Raw genomic sequence first — 24,827 nt, forward strand, 5'->3', positions numbered from 1 at the left:
TTCTTCATTCACTTGGAGCATTCATCGCTTGAAACATATGAAGCATCATTGAGGCAACCTGAACGCTTTCCGAAAATTTAGAGACCCGATGTGGAATAGACTTCTCAAAATAATATTTCGCTTCGGTTTCAAACACATCCACTTCATGTGGATTACGCATTAATCTTTTGTACCATGCAGGCTGAACCCTCAAATAATTTCGCATATCTTCGTTTGTTTGAATGAATTCATATATATTCTGGCGCATGAAAAACCCTCCTTAATCTTTGGTGAATAAAAAAGGGTTAGCTCTCTGCTCTTTTTCTTTGGGGGGAGGACTGGTATCACCTGATTTATTCCCTTGGAAAGCAGATAGCACTCCTTGGATTGCACCGATGGCTTGATTGGCATTCGTAATATATTGTTGAATCTGCCCCATATCCATGTTTTTAACGGCACTCATTAACGAACCGATCAACTCAGTGCTTTGGTCTCCCTTTTCAACCGGCGGTGATGGAGATCCTGTATTCTCTTTGGGCTCACCCACACTGCCGTCAGCCTGCCAGCGTGGATGATCTTCTCCGAGTAAATACCACTCTTCAAAAAGTTCCTGCCATGTTGCTTGATTGCTTCTCACTTCATTCACTAAATGAGGATGTTCCTTTACAAACTCCCGAAATCCATCCACGGAGGGCCGCTTTCTTTTTGCCATTACTCTTCACCTCACACTTAGACATCGCCTATTGCACCATATGCTAAAGGTAGAAAAAAAGTGCATAAATTCCTTTTCAAATTAATGGACGTGACTGTGAAATCCAAATTCGTTATATAAAAAACTCCATTGGCAAACGGTCCCCATCGAGGGGAATGCAAATGGTTGGGACTTTTTCAATTTGAAAATATGATCTACAACAAGAAAACGGACCCAAACCGGGTCCATTTTGTTATCTCTTTATGAAATTCTGGGTGTAATACTTTTTATATACCCCGACGCCCAGACCTGTAAATTCCTCGTTCAGCAACGCATCCCGATGCCCTTTGCTATTTAGCCAACCTTCCATGACTGCAGCTGCATCCACATAGTGGGCCGCTATATTTTCACCGGCCGCCCTATATTTCACATGACCTGCATCAAGACGATTTTCCAAATCCCCCTTTGTTTCAGAAACATGGGTTCCTTCAGGGGTGTCCTTCATTTCCCGGCTATGAAGGTAAGCAACCTCCGCAGTAGCGGCATCCCATTCTAAAGGCTTCAAATCAAATCTGCTGCGCATGATATTCGTAATATCGAATATTTGCTGCTCATTTCCATCTTCCACTTTCGCCATGTCCTCATCTGAAAGGTCCTTAACTGTCACAAGTTCACCATGATAGGTCAACTCATACGGCTGTTGTTTCAATAAGGCAGAATCATTCAAAAACCGGATGCTTGAAACAGTTCCGGTGAATTTATCCAAATAAAGCTGAACATTAATATTCCCTAAATCAATTAATGGCCTCATGTTCATATCTTCCTCCGACAATTCAAAACGATAGGAATTGTGGCCAACTTCAATATCAACAGTAGGTTCCACATATAAACTGGAATAGATGGCATCAATCGATTGTCCAATTTTAAAAGGAGCGACATTGACCTCATCACCGATTCCATAAGCAGATACCACTTTTTCATTTTCAACGGCTAATTGGAAATAATTATTATAGTCCTTTTTATAAACCCACCATTCATATCCATAGGCAGACAAATCAATTCGATCCGGCTTACCATATTCCTTTTCTATCTCTTTTGCATTTTTCCCGATCGTTACTGCCAGACCTTCCGTCACTTCAGTAACCCCTACCTTTTCTGGAGAAGTGTTTTTTTCATTTATTTGTCCATTGGGGTTAACACCTTTATTACCATCAATAAGAGGGTTTCCTTCCTCTTCATCGCCGATATTAAGATAAATACCGATTACGAAAAAAATAATGATCAACACCAACACCTTACCTAAACTGCGCAGAGGAACACTCCCTCTCTCTATCTAATTTATGTATCCAATGCAAAAACCTTTCTTTCCTGATTATATCACTGTTCAATCATAATTTTCTAATTTACGATAGACTGTCCCTTCATTAAACTTATTTTAAAAATGGAACTTTTGCGAATGATTAAAATACCATGGTGGAGTTCATTGCAACTTCCACCATTTCGTACTATTATAAAATATAGGATAAAATGGTATATTATAAACATACTTGGAGATTTTCAATATATTTCATGTACATAATATTTTCCCGGTATGTCATTTTAATTCTCAATAGTAAACATAGGAGGTACTACTCGTGAAATTTGAAAGCTTTGGAATCGAAAACATCACAGCCGACTTAAACCGACTAGATGACCTAATGCCGCAATATGGTTTAATACGAGCAGAACAATGGGATTACGAAAGAGTCAGTTATGATCGTAAGTTCGAATTAAAAGAAGGCACGTTTTACCTGAGAATACTTGGCTATGCTACAGAGGGCGATGTTGGCGCTCACAGGGCCGTCATCAAGTTAATGGTTCCTCTATTAGGAAAACACTATTATCCACACGGAGTTGAATATGGTGAAGGAGAGGATTTCCCTCCATCACTAGTTAAACAAAGTGAAAAAATCCTCGCTCAAATCAAAGAAGAACTTACACAATTCAACGGCCTGTAAAAGCCGTTAGCGAAAAGTGGGAACAAAGAGAGAGGGTCATGTGTGATGCTCTCTTTTTTGTATCCAATACAAAAGCCTGATGCTTTTTTATGCACCAGGCTTTTTCGTCATTTTAAAATCCTAGAATCGCCTTTATTAAAGATGTTGTTTCGCCGCCATGATAAATCACATAAAGCAAAATGTAAACTGCCACTCCAGTAATCCCAGTGAAAAACCAAATGATGCTAGTGGCCGGACCGATTTTTTTATGAATGGCAAATTTACCTTTAAACCCGGTGGTGAGCATGATGATCCCCAAAACAGCTCCAGTTGTTGCAAGCGTAATATGGAAAACCAAAAAAATCGTATAATAAATTTTTATGTCATCGGGTCCGCCAAAAGACGTACTACCAATGAAGACCGTCCGAGAAAGATATATAGTGAAAAAGATCACCGCAAAAATCGCAGCTGCCATCATGGTTTTTTTATGGGTTTCGATTTTGCGCTGTTTAATTTGATACCAGCCTATTGCAACAGTGATGGCACTTAATACAATGAAGGCTGTACTTATCGTTGGAAGGATTGGTAAAGACATATGAAATGTAGTCCTCTCTATATTTATTAATCAACTACCATTTTATAAGAGGCAATCATAAAATTCAATAAAATCAAGGAATATTAACAGAATGCTCACTTTTAAGGAATACTCAAGTCAAATCACTGGCTATTTGCTTTAATTCGAAAATCAGGAAAAGTCAGATAAAAGACTTGTCCGCCCCAAGACAAGTCTTTTATCGTACAATTATTCTACAGTCTGAAAATCCGAAGGTATCGGATCGATATCATTTTGGCCGCCATTCTCCTTTTTGAACCAAGCAAAGAAAATGACACCCAATACATAGCCTAATACGATTTCTTGAATCACTTTCATCAGAACCCCGCCAAGCTGTTGATCCTCAAGCAATGGCAGTCCATTGAACATTTCCGGACCGCTGAGCGTTAAACCGGATAATGCGGAAGCCGGAACGCAAAGTTCCATGGCACTGGCCCAAGATTCCGCATTGGTGAATGTATCATACATCGGATCATTAGCAAATATGATTAAAGCACAGGCAGGGGTCATTAGAATGCCACTGCCGAATATATAAGCTACTTTTTTCACACCTGATAGACTTTCACGTTCGGGCAGTTGATTGACAAGCGGGAACCACATCAAAACAGCGGTCGTGAATAAAAGGACCGTGTATCCGGCATGAATCCACATCCCCGTTTTGATAAAGTCGAACACTAACGGGATATGGTACAACGAGAAAAGAACATTAAATAGTAAAAGGGCGATAAGAGGTCTCGTGAAAAACTGAAATACCGGCTTCACTCCCCTTGAATTTATGAGTGTTCTCATAAGCCAATCTGGAATCGCAATGATAAATAATGGCGGAATCACGAGATAGAGAAGTGCCATTTGAAACATGTGGGCACTGAACATGATATGGCTCAATAAATCCAGCGGCGATCCTTTTACCACATAAAGAAGGAACATGGCTATCAAAAAATAAGTTGCCTGTTTGATGGAAAGCGATGAGCTGCCCGGAAACTTCCCCCTTTTTTTTGTCACCATCCAAAAATAGCCAACGGTAATAAGTACGAGGGCGGCAAAATAATAAGGACTCCACAAAGCTCGAAATCCGAAAATATCAATAGACAAAAAATCACCTCGTTCATGAGCTTTTTCTTACTTTCATTATACCTAAAATGAAACATTGTAACAAATATAGATAAACTTGGATGAAAACCACCACATAAAGAAAAACCGGCTATCATTCAATAGCCGATTTCTTTATGGTTTATATCCAAACAATCGTTAGGAACACAAGGACCGTTATCAAGCCTACTGCAAGGCCGGAAAATAAGAACAACGCTATGGTGCCATGCCCTTTATGCTTCATGTGCATGAAATAATATAATTGAAAAATCACTTGTACAACTGCCAGCAGCAAAATGACCGGTTTAATGAACCAATGTGAAAAACCCTCAATTCCTACTGCAGCAAAAGCAAGTAATGTAAAGAAAATCATAAGTGTAAATGATATCACTTGGTGTTTCATCTCTTCAGCATTTTTCTTACGGCGATATTTTAAATCGACATTCGGGTTCGCTGAATTTGATTGTTCATTCGCCATCAGTTATCCCACCATTCCCATTAAGTATACGACAGTAAAGATAAATACCCAGACTACGTCAATGAAATGCCAATATAGACTCGCAACAAAAAATTTAGGAGCGTTATACAAATTCAAGCCCCTTCCTGCGTTTCGAACCATAAGAGATATGATCCAAACCAAACCGAAAGCAACGTGCCCTCCATGAAAACCAACTAACGTATAAAACGCGGAGCCGAAGGCACTGCTCGTAAAGGTATGATGGAATTCATGGACATAGTGATTAAACTCATAAATCTCGAGTCCAAGAAAACCAAAACCAAGTGCAACCGTAATCACAAGCCAAGCCTGCATTTGTTTAAAGTGGTTATTTTTCATATGGTACATCGCATACACACTGGTCAAAGAACTGGTCAATAACAGCATGGTTGCCACAAATGTCAGTGGTAATTCGAATAAATCTTTAGCTAGGGCTGCATCACCATTTGGAACTTTATCCTTCAATGCTAGGTAAGTTGCAAATAGTGAGGCGAATAATACAGTCTCTCCACCAAGAAACAACCAGAAACCTAAATACTTATTTTTACCTTCTAAAGTCGCTTTCTCGGGAGAAGCAGGCCAAGTGGCATCCGTGAATCTTTCATCTGTTTGCATTATGCCTTACCTCCCTTGTCTTTATCGTCCATAAGGTCCGCTTTATGAATATGGTATCCATGATCGTCTTTAACTGAACGGATAAACATTGAACCAAATGTCACCAAAAGTCCAACTATCATTATAGGCAGGGTCCATGTCTTATCATCCATATGGTATAAAGCACCGAATGCGGCGATAAATAAACCTGAAGCAATCGTTAATGGAAGAATGGATGAATTCGGCATATGGATATCCCCCAGTGGTTCTGCAGGAGTCATTTCCTTCTTCCCTTCCATTTTTTCAACCCAGTAAGGATCTAATCCGCGGACTAACGGCAGTTGTTTGAAATTATAAAAAGGCGGTGGTGATGGAATGGCCCATTCTAGCGTACGGCCATCTCCCCAAGGATCATTGCCGACCTTTTCATTCTTCACAGATGTAATGATGATATTGATGACCATAACCAAGACACCAAATGCCATCAAAAAGGCTCCCACAGTACTAATCATATTACCTGTATTAAAGCCTTGATCGTCCAAGAATGTAAATACGCGACGAGGCATCCCCATCAAACCTAAGAAATGTTGAATGAAGAATGTTAAATGGAAACCGATCAAGAACGTCCAAAATGTGATTTGCCCCAATTTTTCGCTTAACATTGTTCCAAACATCTTCGGCCAATAGAAATTGATCCCTGCCAATAAACCTAATACAACCCCACCGACGATTACATAGTGGAAATGGGCAACAACGAAATAACTATCATGGTATTGATAATCAGCAGGTGCAGATGCGAGCATGATACCGGTCACGCCGCCCATTGTAAATGTAGGAATGAAGGCAACTGCATAAAGCATCGGAACCGTGAACTTGACGCTTCCTCCCCACATCGTAAAAATCCAGTTGAATATCTTAATACCTGTCGGTACAGCGATAGCCATGGTCGCCACGGCAAAGATTGCATTTGCGATCGGACCTAGACCAGTGGTAAACATATGGTGCGCCCAAACCATGAAACCTAAGAAACCGATTAAAACGGTTGCAAATACCATCGATGAATAACCAAACAATCTTTTTCTGGAGAAGGTAGCGAAAATTTCGGAAAAGATACCGAACGCTGGAAGAATCAGGATATACACTTCCGGGTGACCGAATATCCAGAATAAATGCTCCCAAATGATCGTATTTCCCCCTGCCGCTACATCAAAGAAATTCGCACCAAACATCCGATCGAACATCATTAACACCAATCCTACGGTAAGCGGAGGAAAAGCGAATAATATCAATGCAGAAACAACGAAAGTTGACCAGGTAAACAGCGGCATACGCATATATGTCATACCTGGCGCACGCATATTAATGATGGTTACTAGGAAATTGATCCCTGCCATTAGTGTCCCAAAACCTGATATTTGTAGTCCAAGGACGTAAAAATCAATGCCATGGCCTTCGGAGTGAAGGGATAGTGATGCATACGATGTCCAGCCTGCATCGGGAGCCCCCCCTAAAAACCAGGAAAGATTTAAAAAGACTCCCCCAAAGAAAAACAGCCAAAAACCTAATGAGTTCAAAAATGGGAACGCAACATCACGTGCCCCTATCTGTAATGGCACAACCGCATTCATAACAGCAAACACCAATGGCATTGCCGCCAGGAATATCATTGTCGTACCGTGCATGGTCAAAATTTCATTATAAAATCCGGCACTAACGAAGTCATTATTTGGGATTGCAAGCTGGATACGGATAAACATCGCTTCCAAACCGCCGATTACAAAGAATAACCCGCCAGAGATAAGATATAGAATGGCGATTTTCTTATGGTCTACCGTCGTCAGATAATCCCAAAGCGTAGCGCCAAATCCTTTTTTATTAGCGTAGGTACTCACGATTTAACCTCCTTAATCAATGTTCTATTTGTCTTCCACCTTAAGCTCTAATAGATAAGCTGCCAGTGCATTAATATCTGAATCCGAAAGTTCACCGTAAGTACCGGTCATCGTGTTGCCCGGTTTATACTTCTCAGGATCCTTGATCCATTTCTTCACATTCTCTTCCGTATGATCCAATACGCCAGCAACTTTTTCACGCTCACCGAATGTAGCCAGATTCGGAGCCTGACGAGCAGCTTCAGGCCTGCTGTCATTCGGTGTCACCGCATGGCAGCCTATACAACTTTGATTAAAGACATCTTCACCCTGTTTGGCCAGATCGCCTTCAACGACAGGTTCCTTCGAGGCTTTCATATCTTTAGTCCATGCTTCAAAATCACTTTTAGACTTCGTTATGACCTTAAAATCCATCAAAGCATGTGAAGGACCGCAAAGCTCAGCACATTTTCCGTAGAATAAGTTGTTCGAATCTTCTGCCTTTTCACCATCGAATTCTAAGAAAAACTGATTGACCCCTTCTGTATTTGTATCCATCTTCCCTCCGACGGACGGTACCCAGAATGAGTGCTTAACATCTGAAGCAGTTAGATTGAAGTACACTTTTCGATCTGTCGGCACAACCAAATCCTGACTTGTTACGACGCCAAGGTCTGGATATTCAAACTCCCACCAATAAAGGTTTGCCCTAACATTCACGACAAGTGCATCCTTCGTCTTTCCATCCTTATCTTTCTTATCCATTGCCTTTGTGTCGGCTAAGTCAAAAGTCGTGACGACGGTTGGAACAGCCAGAACAATTAAAAGAAGGATAGGAATAACAGTCCAGATAATTTCGAGTTTATGACTTCCTTCAATTTGTTTTGGTATTGTTTCGTCGCCTTCCTTCCGACGGAAGCGTAGTATAACTACAACGAACAAAATAATCACAACAATAATGACCAGTACCATGATTAGTGTACTCAATATCAGTAAGTCATACTGAGATTGCGCAACATCGCCAGCTGGCTTCAGCGCGGATAGAAATGGTTCGCCGCAGCCCGAAAGGACAAGTCCTACAATGCCCAGCAGAGCAATTAGGCGCCATTTGTGCAGCCTTTTTTTCATAGCTTCAGAAACCCCTCTTTCGTCAAAATTTTCTCACAAAAATAAAAATGGGCGCAATTGCGAATATTCTCTCTATGTCAATTTCTAAAAAGAAAGAATCCCTAATCTAAGGAATTATCAAGTTGTTTCATGTAACCGCTCTTATGTATGCCCCTGTTGGTTCCGTTAATATGTATGAATGGCGGTCAGTGCTTTATTTATCAGTAAACTGGAGCCTGTAAAAGAACAGGCCGCCAGTTAATTTAAACCAAAACTAGATCAGTGTGACAATAACCATCGCTACAAATAAAATGGTCATATAATTTAAAGAATATACAAACATGGATGTTGCCCATTTAACATCGTCTTTCTTTTTATACCCCTTAATTCCCAAAATAAGCCAACCTGTACTCAATAATGCAGCAAGAATAACTAGCGGTGTTCCTAATGGAGTTAAAAAGAAAGGAATGAACATTAAACAGATGATCCATAGCATAATCGATCTTTTTGCAGCCTTGAACCCTTTTACGACCGGAAGCATAGGTACTCCAGCTGCACGATATTCTTCGACACGCCTCATTGCAAGTGCATAAAAATGAGGAGGCTGCCACAAGAACATGATCGCGAACAGGACCCAGGCGATCTTATCAAGGCCCGGGTCGACCGCAGCCCACCCGATAAGCGGAGGCACCGCTCCGGATATACTGCCTATTATCGTATTCGAGACAAATCTACGTTTAAAAACCATAGTATATAAAACAACATAGGCGAAAACGCCGAATGCACCCAGTATGGCAGTTGTCATATTAGTCAATGCAAGTAAAATCAGCCCTGCAGCAATTAAGCCGAAACTTAACGCCAATACCTTTGAAGGCTGTACTTTCCCAGTTACCGTTGGACGGTTTTTCGTTCTTTCCATTAAATGATCGATATCACGGTCATAATAATTATTGAAACTGCAAGATCCCGCCATTATGAGCGCCGAACCTGCAAGTGTATAAAACACTACATCCAGATTGCTTAAGAAGCTAAGCCCCGAAAAATGAAGAGCTAACCACACGCCGGTAAAAGCTGTAATTATATTTGAATTGACGATCCCCACTTTTATAAGTGCGAGAAAATCCTTCCAAGCTGTTGTTTCAGGTATATCCGATTGAAGGGCGGCTTTACTGTCCTCCAGGACAGCTTCTGACAAACCCCTTGTTTCTGACATTTGTTTTCCTCCTTTAAATCATTCAGCACAGACGCAAATGCAAAAAAATACTTACATATGCTATAGAACATTATTTCATACTTTTTGATATTTGTAACCAAGGAAGCGTAAACAAAAAGTAAATTATTTACCAATGACTGTCGTCAATGGAATCCATCGAGAGCTATCATTCTTAATATCATGCTTAATAACAGTAAAATTTAGTAAAATCATTTCTTCAATATATTAAAACACATTTTTGGAAGCTTTTGTGAAAATTTTTCGGATATTTTTTGACCAATTTGTGTCTCAATAATTTACTGCTCTTGTAAGATGTTCATCAAGAACATGAATAGTATGCTATTATCATCATCCCCTAGGCGCACTATCCCTATTTTGCTCCTACTTGAAGGTTTACACTCCCTTTATTTCTATCAAAGTCTTTTGTAACTTTCAACTATTTCAGGCATTTTAATTAATAGTTATAATATTAACTGAACTTGTAAAATCATTCTATTTTGTGTAATATCGAGGAAGTTCGACAAATATTATGAAAAATCTTATGCTATTATTAATTTTTATGGAACAATCCTAATTTGCTACAGAGAAAAAGGTGGGACTACTAGTGAAATCGTCTCTTAAATGGTTTGCTGTTTTAACAACGATTGTAATGCTTTTCATCTTACTTGGCGGAGCTTTAGTCACGAAGACGGATTCCGGCATGGGATGCGGCAGGTCCTGGCCATTGTGCAATGGCCAATTGATCCCGGACAAAATCACGATTGAATTGGTCATTGAACTTTCCCATCGTCTCGTTTCAGGTGCTGGAGGATTCTTGGTTTTAATTTTATCGTATATGTCTTGGAAAAAAATCGGCCATATCCGTGAAGCACGTTTCTTATCCGTCCTTTCTTTTGGTTTTCTGTTACTACAAGGGTTGATCGGGGCCGCTGCCGTCATTTGGTCACAATCCGATTTTGTCCTTGCCCTTCATTTCGGCATATCGCTCATTTCCTTTGCTGCCGTCTTTTTACTGACATTGTTGATTTTTGAAGTAGACAAGAAGTTCGAAGCCGAAAAACTCATAGTTGACAAACGAATGAAATTCCATATCATTGGCGTATTGATTTTTTGTCTCGTAGTCGTATATACTGGTGCTCTTGTAAGGCATACGGAATCAAGTCTTATCTGTAAGGATTGGCCATTATGTGTAAATGACAGTCTTGCACTCCCCTCCAACCTTTATGAATGGATTCAGATGGGACACCGTGCAATCGCAGGCGCCATTTTCATTTGGGTATCATATGTGGCTTATATCGCAAAAAAACATTATAAAAATCAAAAAGTGTTATATGGCGGTTGGATGGCTGCATTCATTCTCGTATTTTTACAGGTTACCGCTGGAGCCTTTATCATTTTCTCAAGGCAAAACTTATATATCGCATTGACACACGCATTATTCATTGCCTGCTTTTTTGGTGTAATGAGCTATTTGATGCTATTGTCATCAAGAAGCAAAAAAAATGCACGGGCCAAGCAAAAAAGAAACTCCACGCACACAGTCAAAGGACAGGATGAAAAGGATATAACACCAACAGTACCCGCCCGTTAAAGTCTGATTGTTCAATCAATAATATAATAGGACAAAACAAAAGCCACCATTCCCTTGGGAATGGTGGCTTTTGTTTTGTCCTAAGATGACCGTGGATTGCCTTAAAAGAGGGTGTAGGGCAGCTTGAAACCTCAAGCATACCCCACATACCCTATATCATTCAGAAGGTCACAGCCAGCGATATTACTTAGTTATTTCAATCAATAAGTCTCCAGTACTGATCGCTTCTCCATCTTTCACATAAATATCCTTGATGGTCCCGGAGTATGGTGCTTGCACGGTAGTTTCCATTTTCATCGCTTCCGTAATGATCAGGTGATCACCCTGCTTGACCTGATCGCCTTTCTCGACCACTACACGAATTACCGTACCTGGCATTGTCGCACCGAGTTGTTCTTTATTTTTTGGATCAGCTTTTAGTTTTGATACAACGGAAGATTTAATGTTTTCATCCTTGATGATCACTTCACGTGATTGACCATTCAGCTCAAAATATACAACCCGTGTTCCATCAGCCAATGGCTGGCCGATTGAAACCAATTTTACGATAAGCGTTTTACCCTTTTCAATTTCAACTTCGATTTCTTCCCCTAGCCTCATGCCATATAAGAAAGTCGCGGTATCGAGGTTGGAAACATCGCCAAACAGCTCAATCGTTTTATTGTAGTCCAGGAATACTTTCGGATATAGGGCATATGCAAGCACATCGAAATCAGTGACTGACCGGCCCAATTCCTTGTTTAATTCTTCTTTAAGTGCTGCAAAGTCCACTTCTTCCAATAACTCACCCGGTCTTACCGTTATAGGTTTCTTCCCTTTCAGGATAACTTCCTGAAGCTCCTTAGGGAATCCTCCAACTGGCTGACCTAGATAGCCTTCGAATAACTCTATGACTGAATCAGGGAAATCGATGGATTTGCCCTTTGTCAGAACATCCTCTTCAGACAGGTTATTTTGTACCATGAATAAAGCCATGTCCCCAACAACTTTGGATGAAGGAGTCACTTTAACGATATCGCCGAACATTACATTGACGCGCTGATACATCTCTTTCACTTCATGCCAGCGGTCCCCCAGCCCAACTGCTTTGGCTTGTTGCTGCAGATTACTATATTGACCGCCCGGCATTTCGTGTTTGTAAACCTCGGTATGAGGTGCATTCATTCCGCTTTCGAAGTCATGATAGAATTTCCTGACCTCACCCCAGTATTCTCCTAAACGCTCTAGTGAATCGACTTTCAACTTAGGCTGTCTGCTTGAACCCTCCAATGCATAATGAAGTGTTTGTACACTTGGCTGCGAAGTCAGTCCAGCTAAAGATCCAATCGCCGTATCAACGATATCCACACCAGCTTCAATCGCTTTAGAATACATGTAAATTCCATTTCCGCTTGTATCATGAGTATGCAGATGAATCGGAAGGGATGTCGATTCTTTCAGTTCCGAGACAAGGCGGTAAGCAGCATCAGGCTTCAAGAGGCCGGCCATATCCTTGATCGCTAAAATATGGGCACCGGCTTGTTCCAATTCCACCGCCATATTTTTATAGTAGTCGATATTATACTTGCTGCGTGATGGATCATTCAAATCCCCTGTATAACAAATGGCAGCTTCCGCAATTTTGCCGGATTGACGGACTGCATCAATAGCCAATTCCATCCCTTTAACCCAGTTTAAACTATCGAAGATACGGAAAACATCAATGCCTGCATCCGCTGATTTCTCTACGAATTCACGAATGACATTATCAGGGTAATTTTTATAACCAACTGCATTTGAAGCCCTTAACAGCATTTGTAATAGGACATTCGGTGCTTTTTTCCTGAAACTTAACAGCCTGTCCCATGGATCTTCTTTCAAGAAGCGATATGCGACATCGAAAGTTGCCCCGCCCCACATTTCCATTGAAAATAAATCAGGAAGCAGTTTTGCTGTAGGTTCGGCGATATCAAGGATATCTTTCGACCTAATTCTCGTCGCCAGTAAAGATTGATGTGCATCACGGAAAGTCGTATCGGTGATCAATACCTCTTTCTGTTCTTTGATCCATTTGACCAGTCCCTCTGCTCCTTGCTCTTCAAGTATATTTTTTGTACCCGAGATAAGCGGCAGGCCACCAACATTCGGAATTGGGGCTGGATCAAAAACTGGTTTTTTCTTTTTCTCGACTCCTGGGAATCCATTGACGGTCACATTTCCGATATATGAAAGCATTTTTGTCCCACGGTCTTTTCTAATTGGGAAGTTAAATAATTCCGGTGTTGAATCAATGAATGATGTATCATATTCCCCATTTATGAATTTTTCATGTTTTACAACGTTTTCAAGGAAGGGGATATTTGTTTTAATACCACGAATCCTGAATTCCTTAAGGTTACGAACCATTTTGGAAGCTGCCTGCTCAAATGAAAGCGCATGAGTAGAAAGTTTAACGAGAAGGGAATCGTAATAAGGTGTGATGACCGCACCTTGGAACCCATTCCCTGCGTCCAGACGGACACCGAATCCCCCACCGGAGCGGTACACCATCATTTTCCCGGTATCAGGCATGAAATTATTCAATGGATCCTCGGTCGTCACCCTTGATTGAATCGCATATCCATGAGTTTTAATTCCTGCTTGTTCGGGAATCCCGATCTTTTTGCCATGGAGCTCATGCCCTTCAGCCACCATGATTTGGGATTGAACGATATCAATGCCCGTAATCATTTCAGTGATCGTATGCTCAACCTGCACGCGCGGATTGACTTCAATAAAGTAAAATTCGCCATTTGCGACAAGGAACTCTACCGTACCAGCGTTTACATAATCAATATTTTTAGCCAGCTTGACGGCTGCTTCACAAATCCTTTCCCTTAAATCTTCGGAAAGGGAAACGGAAGGTGCCACTTCCACAACTTTTTGATGCCGTCTCTGAACGGAACAGTCTCGCTCATATAAATGGACGATATTCCCATGAGTATCGGCCAAAATCTGAACTTCGATATGCTTCGGATTTTGTATGAATCTCTCTACATAGACTTCATCATTACCAAAAGCTGCTTTAGCTTCTGATTTTGCGCGATCATAAGCCTCTTCAACTTCTTCGATTTTTCCGACAATTCGCATTCCGCGTCCGCCGCCGCCTAATGAGGCTTTTATAATAATTGGAAAACCGTATTGTTCACCAAATTCCTTGACTTCTTCAACACTGGTCACAGGTCCATCGCTACCAGGGATAACCGGAATATCCGCCAGTTCAGCTTGTGTTCTAGCTTTTACTTTGTCACCAAACATATCTAGGTGTCTTGATTCTGGTCCGATGAAGATTATGCCCTCTTCCTCACAACGTTTCGCAAATTCAATATTTTCTGAAAGGAAACCATAACCGGGATGAATCGCATCGACGCCACTCATTTTGGCAATCGCAATTATGCCTTCAATATCCAGGTATGCATCAATCGGCTTTTTTCCTTCCCCGACCAAATATGCCTCATCCGCTTTATATCTGTGATAAGAACCATAATCTTCCTTTGAATAGATTGCAACTGTGTGAATGTCTAATTCCGTACAAGCCCGAAAAATCCTTATCGCTATTTCCCCGCGATTTGCCGCAAGTACTTTTTCTATACGTTTCCCCATTGCTACCACCCTAATCAATATGTATTTTTATTGAATATATAGAAAAAAAGCGTGAAAGATTTCCACCACTTTTTATTCATGAATTGATTTCCCAAATAAGGAGTCCAATCTGTTTGAGCTCATTTTATCGCTGATGTAATTATTTCGATATATTTTATATTTTCGTTTTTTACATCCGATAAAGACTAAAAAGAGCCCTATACCATTAACAAATTTAAATTTAGCTATAATAATATATTATCAATTTGATTTAACATTCAATTAATATAACAATAATACTAAAATTAACTGAATACAATAAAAAAATAAAAAATTACATATATTCGTATAAAAAAACAGGGAATTAGCTCTGACTCCCCTACTATCGATTCATTAGTGACCAAAGCCATATGACCGGAAAATCCCACATGTTCAATGCATGATTGGGAATTTTTTCCAAATAAGAAGATGACCATTGAACTTAAATCGAAAATTCAAAAGAATAAGAAAACTGAAATTGAGCTTCTGTGAATTAATTAGTATGTCACTATTGGATATAGTATAACACTATTCATTAATTGTGTATATAAATAAAAAACTCAAACAATCATCGAGATTTGTTTGAGTTAGTATGTTTTATCTATTATTTTTTTAACGATGCTTCATGCAAAACTGACAATTCCTGTTCAAGGCTTTCCAAAAGGGATTTACCCTCGGTCTCCTCTACCAAACCTAAGCGTACGGCAAAATCGATTTCTCGTGATAGGCCGAACATTTGCGTATCAAGTACCTCTTCATATAAAGGACATTGGGGCATAGTGAGATTTTCCATTTGAACTTTTATCAGTTTTAGAATCTTGTCAGCATCTGCTTTTAATAAAGCATAAGCTTTTTCTCGATGATTGACAAGCATATCAGATGCCATGTTAAATCCCCCCGCTCAGAGCGATTAAATCTTATCTCTAAATTCTACCTTTAGTTTTGTTAAAAAGCAAGGACATTGACAAACAATTTGCCATTGAGATATCACGATCACCTCTTAAATGAATATACCCAGCCATGGAATTAGTTCACCATCTTGAAGATGTGACATTTCAATTATAATTGATTATAATCATTAAAGAGCAACAGAAAGGAATGAGATATTTGGAACCCATCGTATTTATAAATGGAAAAGTGAAATATCCAATTACGCTAGATCCTGGAGTATGGATTTTTGATGACCGTAAAGTTGAAATCGATACATATTTCCATGCTGAAAGAGTCCAAGTCAATGAATTAGAAGAATATACGATTGCCGCCTCCAAACATTGGCAAAAAGAAATACAGGAAGGCGCAATAATGCCACCCACAATAAAAACGGAACGAAAGTTCGAGAAGCAAAGATTGCTGGAAGGGACTTTCGGCATTCCTTTTGAACCGTTTTTAAAAAACGCCGAACCTGAAAATGGGGTGACTGAAGTCATCGTTACAACCGATGATGAGGAGCTTAAATTCCCGTTGGCAACGGCACTTGAATTTTTCCTGGGCTTTTCCAAGGATGGAAAGCCGCTTAAAATAGCCGAGGGAGGCCCCCTGGAAATTTATTTCGGAGACGCTTCCAACATAAATGATCCGATAAAAAATGTACGGTCATTCACCGTTAAATAAGACTTCGTTCATTCTTGCCAAAAACAATCGGCAAGGGAAATTCCTTGCCGATTGCATTATAAAAGTGTAGCTGCCAGTTGTGCCAATCCCGATCTTTCCCCTTTTATCAATTTAACATGGCCGGCAATACGCTCGGTCTTGAATTTTTCCACAACATATGTCAAACCATTATTATATTCATCTAAATAAGGATGATCTATTTGCTCCGGGTCCCCCATCAAGACAATTTTGCTCCGTTCCCCGACCCTCGTCAAGATTGTCTTGACCTCATGTTTCGTTAAGTTCTGTGCTTCATCGATGATGATGAACTGATCCGGTATGCTCCTTCCCCTGATATAGGTGAGGGCTTCAACTTCGATCGAACTCATTCCTGCTAAAATCGCATCCAATTCCCCAGGTTTCTTCGTATTGAACAGAAATTGGAGATTATCAAAAATAGGCTGCATCCATGGTCTTAATTTTTCTTCTTTTTCCCCTGGCAGATAACCAATATCTTTACCGACCGGAACAATGGGCCTGGCAACCAAAAGTTTCTTATATTGTGACAAATCTTCAGTTTGCATCAATCCTGTTGCCAATGCCAATAAAGTCTTGCCTGTCCCCGCCTTGCCAATGAGCGTCACAAGCTGGATATCCGAACGAAGCAATAAATCAAGGGCCATTGTCTGCTGGACATTTCTCGGTTTAATTCCCCAAATATGCTCCCCTTCATACATCAATTTCTTAACCGACCTGCAGTTCTCATCCACTATCCCAATCGCCGAAGCTGAACTGCCCAGAGTGTCCTTCATCAACAGGAATTGGTTTGGATAATATGCATCTTTTGTCAGTTTTTCCAGTGAAAGAAAACTTTTTTCATAAAACTTATTCAGGTTATCAATCGATACATACACTTCTTTGTGCCCAGCGTATATATGATCCAGTTCTACAACGCGATCATTTAAAAAGTCCTCTGCCTCTAGACCGATGGCGTCTGCTTTAACCCTGACGAGAGTATCTTTGCTAACCAGAATGACCGTTTTTCCATCTTCCTTCGTCTCTTCTTCCAAAGATAAATTTTTCGCGACTGCCAATATCCTGTTATCATTCGTTTTCTCAACAAAAATTTCCTGAAGTTTGTGAAATGAACGGTGGTTGAGTTCAATCCTTATGCTGCCTCCATTATGAAGCGGAATGCTCTGATGCAGCTTTCCTTTTTCACGAAAGCTATCGATCAATTTCGATACTTGCCTGGCATTCCTTCCGATTTCATCCATATACCTTTTTTTTGAATCCAATTCTTCTAATACGACTGCTGGAATGACAACTTCATTATCTTCGAATGAATAAATCGAATACGGATCCTGCAACAGGACATTCGTATCTAAAACATAGATTTTTTTCCCCAATATGACGCCTCCTGCCTGCTCTATAGGATATGTCTTACCATTTACTACACTCAGCAGTTATGTAGCGGACGAGACTGTTGATAAAATATATGTTCCTTTGCATAAAGATAGAAGAACATTTACAGACTATAAAGAAAACTTCCAGCAAAGAATGCCATCCCCAACATTGATTGAACCATGTTTCACTGCATTCTATAATGGCAACAGACTTGGTCGGTGGTGAACAGGCTGGAACCAATGTAAAACATTTAAGGAGGCTGTACATTGCAAAAAATCATATTGTCGCTCACTGCTGTTCTGATGATGACAGGTTGCGCAACGGATAATAAAAATGAAGTGTCTGAAAATAATGCGCAAAACAATATAACGAAAGTCAATAATACGACCATTAAGGAAGCAGACAGGAAAACAGGTCAGCAAACAGCGGAAAGACTCACCGGTTTGGCTAAATCCATTCCAGAGGTGAACGATGCCACCGCAGTCGTCCTTGGCAAATACGCCATTGTCGGAATAGATATTGACCAAGATATTGAGCGTTCACAGGTTGGAACGATAAAGTACTCAGTGGGCGAAACTTTAAAACATGATCCTGACGGCGCAAATGCCATCATTGTCGCTGACCCGGATTTGAATGAGCGGATCAGGGAGGTTGCCAGGGATATTAAAGACGGCAAACCCGTAACAGGCATATTAAATGAACTGGCTGATATCACAAGCCGAATCATCCCGGAGGTTCCTGGTGATATTTTAACCCCAACGCCATCTAAGAACATCGAAAAGGAAAAAAATAAACTTGATGATAATACGGAAAGAAAAGAACTCGATAAAGAGCAAAATGATCAATCCAATCACTTTAAAGAATGAATTTACCCGACCCGAAATGAATCTTCGGGTCTTTTTCATACCCAACAATCAACGTTCAACTGTTTGTTTCACTTTATCCTCGTTTTACCATAAAAATATTGGTATACTTAAAAGCATATTCAAATTGAAGTGAGGTTCAACTAATATGAAGGTTAAATGTGTAATATGCGATCAAATTGAATCTATACCTGACGATAGCCCGGAAGCGAAGAAACTTCGAAACCGTCCTATACATACCTATATGTGCAATACATGTAACCAACGCATAGAAGAGCGTACGAACGAGCGGATTGCTACCGGTAACTTCCGTCTTTACCGGACGATCAAAAATGAAGATGAATGGTAGAACAACAATAAAGTTACCCTGATTGGCATGATCAATGGACTTCTGCTTGGATGGATAATGAAGTGGGTCGAAATGCTATCCGGTAAAAAAGTGTATAAGCTTTTTTTGAATTTGGATTTCCTCCCCCTAATTGGAGCCGTTTCCTGGAGTGAGGAATCATTATTCTTTTTCCACCTCCTTTTCTCACTGGCAATTACGTATAGTTACGTTTATATTCTGCATCCTTTGAAAGTTTTCAGGAAATGGAACAAATACGCACTTGCTTTTATCACGATCATTCCCGCCATCATGCTTTACTTCCCACTATCGGCGCTGTCAAAAACAGAAGCTATCTTGTCCTTCTTTCTGATTTGACAGCTTTCTTTTTGTGGACAATCTTACATCTTTTTTACGAACTTTCCCTCCCTAAAGCAATATAAAAAAAGAACCGTGCGTAAATCGCACGGTTCTTTTTATCATTACTCGATATTTTTATACTTTTCTGGCTCTAACTGAATTTGTTCTAACATGATATCAATCAATTCAATCGGATAACGCTGCTTTTTCATTTCGTCTCCCAAAAGGTACTCGACGAAATAAAAAGGTTCTGTTTTTGTAACCGAATCGATTTTCACCTGATGATCGTCTTTCAGCATCTGCATGAAAAACATTTCTGTATCGCGTGCAGCTGAATCATCAGGCCTTGCATCACAGACAACTTTGATCGTCAACCAATTGTATAAAGCATCCTGTAATGATTTCATCATCTTAAGCCTGTTCTTCTTTTCTCGAATTATGAAGACGGATCCTATAAATCCCCAGAACAAGCGAAGCGATGACTAATGCCTCCCCCATAGGGAGAAACACCGCAAAGAAAGAAAGAAGGGTACATCCAAGTGCCATTATCACATAAATGACCACATTTTTTAGCAATGGTAACTTTTTGGCAAAACCTAATTGATAGACAAGGATGCATAATCCAAAGACCGTCAAATATAAATACCACATTCCTGCTTCAGGATTTTCATCCACTCTGTACAATGCTGCAAAAAATGATAATCGCTCTTGGATATCCAATCTTTTCTCCTCCTCTTGCTATTTATTTTTCTTCAACAGCAACTTTTTTTCTTTTAGCTGCTCTTTCACGCTCGTTTTTATCTAGAATTTTTTTACGAAGGCGGATTGATTCCGGAGTTACTTCACAGTACTCGTCATCGTTCAAATATTCCAGAGCTTCTTCAAGGGACATGATTCTTGGTTTTTTCATGGAAGAAGTTTGGTCTTTATTTGCTGAACGCATATTTGTCATTTGTTTCGCTTTAACGATATTAACAGTCAAATCGCTATCACGGTTATGTTCCCCGACGATCATGCCTTCATAAATATCCGTACCTGGCTCAACGAAAATAACACCGCGGTCTTCTACTTGCATAATACCGTATTGTGTAGTTTTTCCTGATTCCATGGATACAAGTACACCTTGGCGTCTTCCGCCGACTTGACCTTGTGCCATTGGTTGATAGCTGTCAAATGAATGGTTCATGATACCATATCCGCGTGTAATCGTTAAGAACTCAGTTGAATAGCCAATAAGTCCGCGAGCTGGGATCGTGAACAGTAAACGAACTTGACCGCTTCCGCTGTTGATCATATCCAATAATTCACCTTTACGGGCTCCCATTGATTCCATGATCGAACCAGTGTGCTCCTCAGGTACGTCGATTTGTACACGTTCAACCGGCTCACAACGGACACCATCAATCAAACGAACGATAACTTCCGGTTTAGAAACTTGCAGTTCATAACCTTCACGTCTCATGTTTTCGATCAGGATGGAAAGGTGAAGCTCCCCACGACCTGAAACAATCCAGACATCCGGAGAATCGGTATTTTCGACTCTTAAGCTGACATCAGTCTGCAATTGGTTTCTCAAACGCTCTTCAATTTTACGAGCTGTAACGAATTTACCTTCACGGCCTGCGAATGGGCTGTTATTTACAAGGAAAGTCATTTGTAATGTTGGCTCGTCAATACGCAGGATAGGTAGAGCTTCAGGGTGCTCGGTCGGACAAACCGTTTCCCCTACGTTAATATCCTCCATACCAGAAACGGCGATTAAATCACCGGCAACGGCTTCTTGGATTTCAACTTTCTTCAAGCCAATATAACCAAAGATTTTCGTTACACGGAATTGTTTAACCTTCCCATCAAGTTTCATTAATGAAACTTGTTGACCTACATGCATTTTACCGCGGAATACACGGCCAACGCCAATACGACCTACATAATCATTATAGTCAAGTAAAGCCACTTGGAATTGAAGCGGTTCATCTGAGTTATCAATTGGTGCAGGGATCGTTTCGACGATTGTTTCGAAAAGTGGGGTCATGTCTTCTTCTTGTTTAGCAGGATCTGAATCCAAGCTAGCAGTACCAGCGATACCTGAAGTGAAAACAACTGGGAAGTCTAATTGTTCTTCTTCAGCTCCTAGTTCGATGAATAAGTCAATTACTTCATCGACCACTTCATTTGGACGTGCAGAATCTTTATCGATTTTGTTCACGACAACGATTGGCGTGATCTTTTGTTCCAATGCTTTTTTCAACACGAAGCGAGTTTGCGGCATACAGCCTTCATATGCATCAACAACAAGAAGAACGCCATCAACCATTTTCATGATCCGTTCCACTTCACCACCAAAGTCGGCATGACCAGGTGTATCCAAAATATTGATTCTTGTATCTTGGTATTGAACTGCTGTATTTTTCGCAAGAATCGTAATTCCGCGTTCTTTTTCAATCGCATTAGAATCCATCGCACGTTCTTCCACATGTTCATTTTCACGGAAAGTACCAGATTGCTTTAGCAACTGATCCACTAACGTCGTTTTACCATGGTCAACGTGAGCAATGATGGCTATATTACGAATATTTTCTCTTAATTTCAAAAAATTCACTCCTAAAAAAGTTTGTGTAAAACGTATCACTAGTATTAACTTACATATTATATCACAAACATACTAGAAACAAATACAGAAATTATGTACAATAGATATATTAGGGGTGATATTAATGAACATTAAATGGAATTTCTTAATATTAGCGGTATTGGCAACATCCAGCATTGGCTCCATTGGCATCTTCATTGCTGAAAAAAGCTTGATTGGAATATTAGCTGCAATCGTTATTCTATGCGGAATCATGGGGTTTGGTTTCACTCAAAAGAAGAAATTACGTGAAGCCGGGAAGTTATAATATAAAAAACTCGCTGACAGACAGCGAGTTTTTTTTGTTAATTATTTCTATCCGAGACTTTTATCATGGCCGCAATCAGTCCTTGATACTAACGGCTGGAGTTTCCTGATAAGTATTTGTCAAATACTTCTTTGTGCAGCCCTGGTTTTGATACGAAAAGTGAATCGCCTTTTAAAAAATCCAATTTGTCACCTTTAATATTACTAACTTCCCCGCCCACTTCCTCGACCAGTAAAACTCCCCCGGCAAAGTCCCAAGGCATGAGTCTCATGGTTATGTATGCATCAACCCTTCCAGCGGCCACGAATGCCAGCTCCAACGCTGCCGAGCCATAAGAACGTGTTCCTCTTGCATCCCGGACTAGCGGTGCCAAAAGACTCGGGTCGATCCTCCGGTTTTCCGTTACCCAGCTTGCATTAATGGAAATGATCGCTTTGCTTACCGATGCCTCTTCAAGAGATGGGAGCCTTTGTTCATTCATAAATGCTCCTTGTCCCTTAATCGCATGATATAATTCATCACTAAAGACATCATAAACCATGCCAATCTTTCCAATGCCATCCACATAAACCCCAAGGGAAATCGCAAAATTCCTCTGTTGATGAATGAAATTCAAAGTCCCATCGATTGGATCGATGATCCAAACCGTACCTTTTAGGTCTTTAATATCATTGCCCATTCCCTCTTCACCAAAAATGCGGTGTTCTGGAAAAACTTCGCCGATTTTTTCGCAAAAAAACTTTTCTATCCCCTTATCCATATTAGTTACCAAATCATTCGGATTCGTTTTCATTTCAATATTCAACTTGGTTTTGAAGGACGCCCTTAGCCTAGTACCGGCTTCTTTCATCCATAACTTCGCATATGTATCCATTTCCTTGACCGATGCCATTATAATATCCCCGTCCTTTATGATCAGAAACTACATTAAAATGATCCTCTTTTAAAGATTAAAGCAAATATAGCTTACCTTCAAGCTTTTAACATCTTAAATTTTCCATTTTTTTAACTGATGAGGAAAGAAGGTCCCTTGACTGCCCATCCATAAATCGTAATCATGATTTAGCCAGCAAGAATATTCCCCTTTACTTGACGTTCCCCTTCCTTATAAAAGGGATTCGAGACAAAATGAAATTCCACCTTATATATATTGGACATTTAATGAAAAACGGACACATTATTTTTTAATAAAATAAAGTGTCCGTTCATCTATAATAAAATTCCTTGTATTGAAATTGATTCATTTCCTTAATTCATTCTCCTTCAAGGTCTCTCTGCAGCCAATCATTTACAAGGCTTTCAGTTTCAACAATTCCAAGCGGATGCGTTCTAGTCTTTGCTTGCATTGTGACCTCTTTTGGTCATTCTCTTCACCGATTGCTTCAAAAAGGGTTGCTAATTCATAGTCCATTTCCATTCTTAACACTGCAGCTCTATGTCTTTCAACTTCTTTAGCTTTTAATGCTTGGTTCATGACTTGTTTCATAATTAACATTCTCCCTTCGTTAATTAACGTAATTTTCTGAATTTATATTATCATATGACTTCCTACCTCAAATAGCAACTAATTTGTGCTATAACCTATAAGGAATTTTACATTGCCAACCCGAATCGTATTTTTTAAATTTTACTTTTACTTATGCTACAATATGTGCAGATATTACGGTAGGAGAGATGAAAATGAATATAGAAAGTTTTACAGCAGATGATTTTGATGTTTTTAAAATTGATGGATTGGAACCGCGCATGGATGCTTTAAAAGAACGGATCCAGCCTAAATTACAAGCCCTAGGAGAGTACTTTTCTCAAAAGCTCTCAGTTATGACCGGCGATGAAATGCACCCTCACGTTGCAAAGCATGCTAGACGGACAGTGAATCCCCCTAATGATACATGGGTTGCTTTTGCTGCCAATAGCAGAGGTTATAAAATGATGCCGCATTTCCAAATCGGGTTATGGGAAACGCATATGTTCATCTGGTATGCCGTCATTTACGAAGCCCCTAATAAACTGGAAATCGGAAAGCATCTGGAGCAGCAGGCAGACCGATTGGTGAATAGCATTCCCTCTCATTATGTTTGGTCAATGGACCATACAAAACCTGATGTCATCCCTCATGATGGTCTTGGAGTAGATGATTTGAATTCAATGTTCACCCGTTTGCAAACGGTAAAGAAAGCCGAAATCCTATGCGGTATAAAAATATCCCGTGATGACGCTATTAAGTTAAAAAATGATGATTTCATTGAAACCATTCAAGATGCGTTTGAACATCTTTTACCCTTATATCAACTAAATTAAACACATTGGTTCCTATTCGGATCCAACAATAACTGGAAAATATAAAAGGAGAGCCAAAGAGCTCTCCTCAGACTGTAGGCAAACTCGATAATTATTGGGTTTGTCTACAGTTTTTTTAGGTTTTTATTAATTTGACCGTTGCGTCCAGGACTCGCTTTTCCGCCAGAGTCCGGATAACCGCCCCAATCAACTATGTTTTAAGTTAGAACTTCTTTTGCCTATAAA

26 protein-coding genes are annotated in these 24,827 nt (G+C 40.0%); 8 read left to right on the forward strand and 18 right to left on the reverse strand.

From position 1 onward, the window contains the following. Positions 1 to 4: 4 nt before the first annotated feature. From J7I90_RS04700 to J7I90_RS04710, 3 genes are all read right to left on the reverse strand, one after another. Complete coding sequence (locus J7I90_RS04700) at positions 5 to 247, reverse strand: YlbE-like family protein (protein ID WP_034313959.1); 243 nt, start codon at positions 245 to 247, stop codon at positions 5 to 7. Between the two features lie 12 nt (positions 248 to 259). Beyond that, positions 260 to 691: a YlbD family protein gene (locus tag J7I90_RS04705; protein ID WP_214768666.1), complete on the reverse strand. Its 432-nt coding sequence runs from the start codon at positions 689 to 691 to the stop codon at positions 260 to 262. A 232-nt stretch (positions 692 to 923) separates the two neighbouring features. Beyond that, complete coding sequence (locus J7I90_RS04710; protein ID WP_311315181.1) at positions 924 to 1,958, reverse strand: CAP domain-containing protein; 1,035 nt, start codon at positions 1,956 to 1,958, stop codon at positions 924 to 926. A 346-nt stretch (positions 1,959 to 2,304) separates the two neighbouring features. On the opposite strand from J7I90_RS04710, the gene J7I90_RS04715 reads away from it, so the two are divergent. Then, complete coding sequence (locus J7I90_RS04715) at positions 2,305 to 2,667, forward strand: YugN family protein (protein WP_214768669.1); 363 nt, start codon at positions 2,305 to 2,307, stop codon at positions 2,665 to 2,667. A 112-nt stretch (positions 2,668 to 2,779) separates the two neighbouring features. Here J7I90_RS04715 and J7I90_RS04720 read toward each other — a convergent pair whose 3' ends face one another. The 7 genes from J7I90_RS04720 to cyoE all read right to left on the reverse strand — a co-directional run bounded on the left by J7I90_RS04720 (position 2,780) and on the right by cyoE (position 9,629). After that, positions 2,780 to 3,241, reverse strand: a complete 462-nt coding sequence (locus J7I90_RS04720; RefSeq protein WP_034313975.1) for a DUF420 domain-containing protein — start codon at positions 3,239 to 3,241, stop codon at positions 2,780 to 2,782. A 207-nt stretch (positions 3,242 to 3,448) separates the two neighbouring features. Next, a complete protein-coding gene (gene ctaG, locus J7I90_RS04725) occupies positions 3,449 to 4,351 on the reverse strand; it encodes a cytochrome c oxidase assembly factor CtaG (RefSeq protein WP_214768671.1) in 903 nt (300 codons plus the stop codon). A 139-nt stretch (positions 4,352 to 4,490) separates the two neighbouring features. Next, positions 4,491 to 4,826 (reverse strand): cytochrome c oxidase subunit IVB, encoded by a 336-nt coding sequence (gene ctaF / locus J7I90_RS04730; RefSeq protein WP_034313978.1) that lies wholly within the window; start codon positions 4,824 to 4,826, stop codon positions 4,491 to 4,493. 3 nt (positions 4,827 to 4,829) lie between these two features. Continuing rightward, positions 4,830 to 5,459 (reverse strand): cytochrome (ubi)quinol oxidase subunit III, encoded by a 630-nt coding sequence (locus J7I90_RS04735; protein ID WP_034313980.1) that lies wholly within the window; start codon positions 5,457 to 5,459, stop codon positions 4,830 to 4,832. Then, the gene (ctaD, locus tag J7I90_RS04740) at positions 5,459 to 7,330 is read right to left on the reverse strand and encodes a cytochrome c oxidase subunit I (protein ID WP_106027286.1); all 1,872 of its coding nucleotides are present in this window, start codon (positions 7,328 to 7,330) and stop codon (positions 5,459 to 5,461) included. The genes J7I90_RS04735 and ctaD overlap by 1 nt, the downstream gene beginning before the upstream one ends. A 24-nt stretch (positions 7,331 to 7,354) precedes the next feature. Beyond that, positions 7,355 to 8,437: a cytochrome c oxidase subunit II gene (coxB, locus tag J7I90_RS04745; protein ID WP_214768672.1), complete on the reverse strand. Its 1,083-nt coding sequence runs from the start codon at positions 8,435 to 8,437 to the stop codon at positions 7,355 to 7,357. A 253-nt stretch (positions 8,438 to 8,690) separates the two neighbouring features. Next, positions 8,691 to 9,629, reverse strand: coding sequence for a heme o synthase (cyoE, locus tag J7I90_RS04750; RefSeq protein WP_214768674.1), 939 nt, complete (start codon positions 9,627 to 9,629; stop codon positions 8,691 to 8,693). A 604-nt stretch (positions 9,630 to 10,233) separates the two neighbouring features. Here cyoE and J7I90_RS04755 point away from each other — a divergent pair. Next, positions 10,234 to 11,220: a COX15/CtaA family protein gene (locus J7I90_RS04755; RefSeq protein ID WP_214768676.1), complete on the forward strand. Its 987-nt coding sequence runs from the start codon at positions 10,234 to 10,236 to the stop codon at positions 11,218 to 11,220. A 183-nt stretch (positions 11,221 to 11,403) separates the two neighbouring features. Here J7I90_RS04755 and pyc read toward each other — a convergent pair whose 3' ends face one another. Together pyc and J7I90_RS04765 are read right to left on the reverse strand one after the other, a co-directional pair. Continuing rightward, on the reverse strand, positions 11,404 to 14,841 hold the full coding sequence (gene pyc, locus J7I90_RS04760) for a pyruvate carboxylase (protein WP_214768678.1): 3,438 nt from the start codon (positions 14,839 to 14,841) through the stop codon (positions 11,404 to 11,406). A 622-nt stretch (positions 14,842 to 15,463) separates the two neighbouring features. After that, positions 15,464 to 15,745, reverse strand: coding sequence for an Fpa/YlaN family protein (locus J7I90_RS04765; protein ID WP_214768681.1), 282 nt, complete (start codon positions 15,743 to 15,745; stop codon positions 15,464 to 15,466). Between the two features lie 221 nt (positions 15,746 to 15,966). Between J7I90_RS04765 and J7I90_RS04770 the strand changes: the two genes are divergently transcribed. After that, positions 15,967 to 16,470: a peptidyl-prolyl cis-trans isomerase gene (locus J7I90_RS04770; protein WP_214768682.1), complete on the forward strand. Its 504-nt coding sequence runs from the start codon at positions 15,967 to 15,969 to the stop codon at positions 16,468 to 16,470. Positions 16,471 to 16,526: 56 nt separating this feature from the next. Here the strand turns inward: J7I90_RS04770 and J7I90_RS04775 are convergent, their stop codons facing one another. Beyond that, positions 16,527 to 17,858, reverse strand: a complete 1,332-nt coding sequence (locus J7I90_RS04775; RefSeq protein WP_214768684.1) for a PhoH family protein — start codon at positions 17,856 to 17,858, stop codon at positions 16,527 to 16,529. Positions 17,859 to 18,122: 264 nt separating this feature from the next. On the opposite strand from J7I90_RS04775, the gene J7I90_RS04780 reads away from it, so the two are divergent. From J7I90_RS04780 to J7I90_RS04790, 3 genes are all read left to right on the forward strand, one after another. Continuing rightward, a complete protein-coding gene (locus J7I90_RS04780; protein ID WP_214768691.1) occupies positions 18,123 to 18,722 on the forward strand; it encodes a YhcN/YlaJ family sporulation lipoprotein in 600 nt (199 codons plus the stop codon). Positions 18,723 to 18,867: 145 nt separating this feature from the next. Beyond that, positions 18,868 to 19,068 carry a YlaI family protein gene (locus J7I90_RS04785; RefSeq protein ID WP_072272690.1) on the forward strand — a complete coding sequence of 67 codons (201 nt, stop codon included), beginning with the start codon at positions 18,868 to 18,870 and terminating at the stop codon, positions 19,066 to 19,068. 57 nt (positions 19,069 to 19,125) lie between these two features. Then, positions 19,126 to 19,422: a hypothetical protein gene (locus J7I90_RS04790; protein WP_214768693.1), complete on the forward strand. Its 297-nt coding sequence runs from the start codon at positions 19,126 to 19,128 to the stop codon at positions 19,420 to 19,422. Positions 19,423 to 19,526: 104 nt separating this feature from the next. Here J7I90_RS04790 and J7I90_RS04795 read toward each other — a convergent pair whose 3' ends face one another. From J7I90_RS04795 to typA, 3 genes are read right to left on the reverse strand one after another with little or no spacing between them, the layout of a single operon-like run. Further along, the gene (locus tag J7I90_RS04795) at positions 19,527 to 19,811 is read right to left on the reverse strand and encodes a hypothetical protein (RefSeq protein WP_214768695.1); all 285 of its coding nucleotides are present in this window, start codon (positions 19,809 to 19,811) and stop codon (positions 19,527 to 19,529) included. 4 nt (positions 19,812 to 19,815) lie between these two features. Beyond that, complete coding sequence (locus tag J7I90_RS04800; protein WP_214768697.1) at positions 19,816 to 20,124, reverse strand: YlaH-like family protein; 309 nt, start codon at positions 20,122 to 20,124, stop codon at positions 19,816 to 19,818. A 22-nt stretch (positions 20,125 to 20,146) separates the two neighbouring features. Further along, positions 20,147 to 21,994, reverse strand: a complete 1,848-nt coding sequence (gene typA / locus J7I90_RS04805) for a translational GTPase TypA (protein ID WP_214768703.1) — start codon at positions 21,992 to 21,994, stop codon at positions 20,147 to 20,149. Positions 21,995 to 22,118: 124 nt separating this feature from the next. Here typA and J7I90_RS04810 point away from each other — a divergent pair, with 124 nt between their 5' ends. After that, entirely contained in the window at positions 22,119 to 22,301 is a 183-nt protein-coding gene (locus J7I90_RS04810) for a YlaF family protein (RefSeq protein ID WP_034314013.1), read from the forward strand. Between the two features lie 88 nt (positions 22,302 to 22,389). Here J7I90_RS04810 and J7I90_RS04815 read toward each other — a convergent pair whose 3' ends face one another. Then, positions 22,390 to 23,193 (reverse strand): inositol monophosphatase family protein, encoded by an 804-nt coding sequence (locus tag J7I90_RS04815; RefSeq protein ID WP_214768705.1) that lies wholly within the window; start codon positions 23,191 to 23,193, stop codon positions 22,390 to 22,392. A gap of 396 nt (positions 23,194 to 23,589) precedes the next feature. Continuing rightward, entirely contained in the window at positions 23,590 to 23,787 is a 198-nt protein-coding gene (locus J7I90_RS04820; protein WP_034314018.1) for a hypothetical protein, read from the reverse strand. 194 nt (positions 23,788 to 23,981) lie between these two features. Between J7I90_RS04820 and J7I90_RS04825 the strand changes: the two genes are divergently transcribed. Then, entirely contained in the window at positions 23,982 to 24,602 is a 621-nt protein-coding gene (locus J7I90_RS04825; protein WP_214768707.1) for a YktB family protein, read from the forward strand. Positions 24,603 to 24,827 lie beyond the last annotated feature (225 nt).

Origin of the sequence: Bacillus sp. ISL-57 (assembly GCF_018613135.1) — a bacterium.
GTDB lineage: Bacteria > Bacillota > Bacilli > Bacillales > DSM-1321 > Peribacillus > Peribacillus frigoritolerans.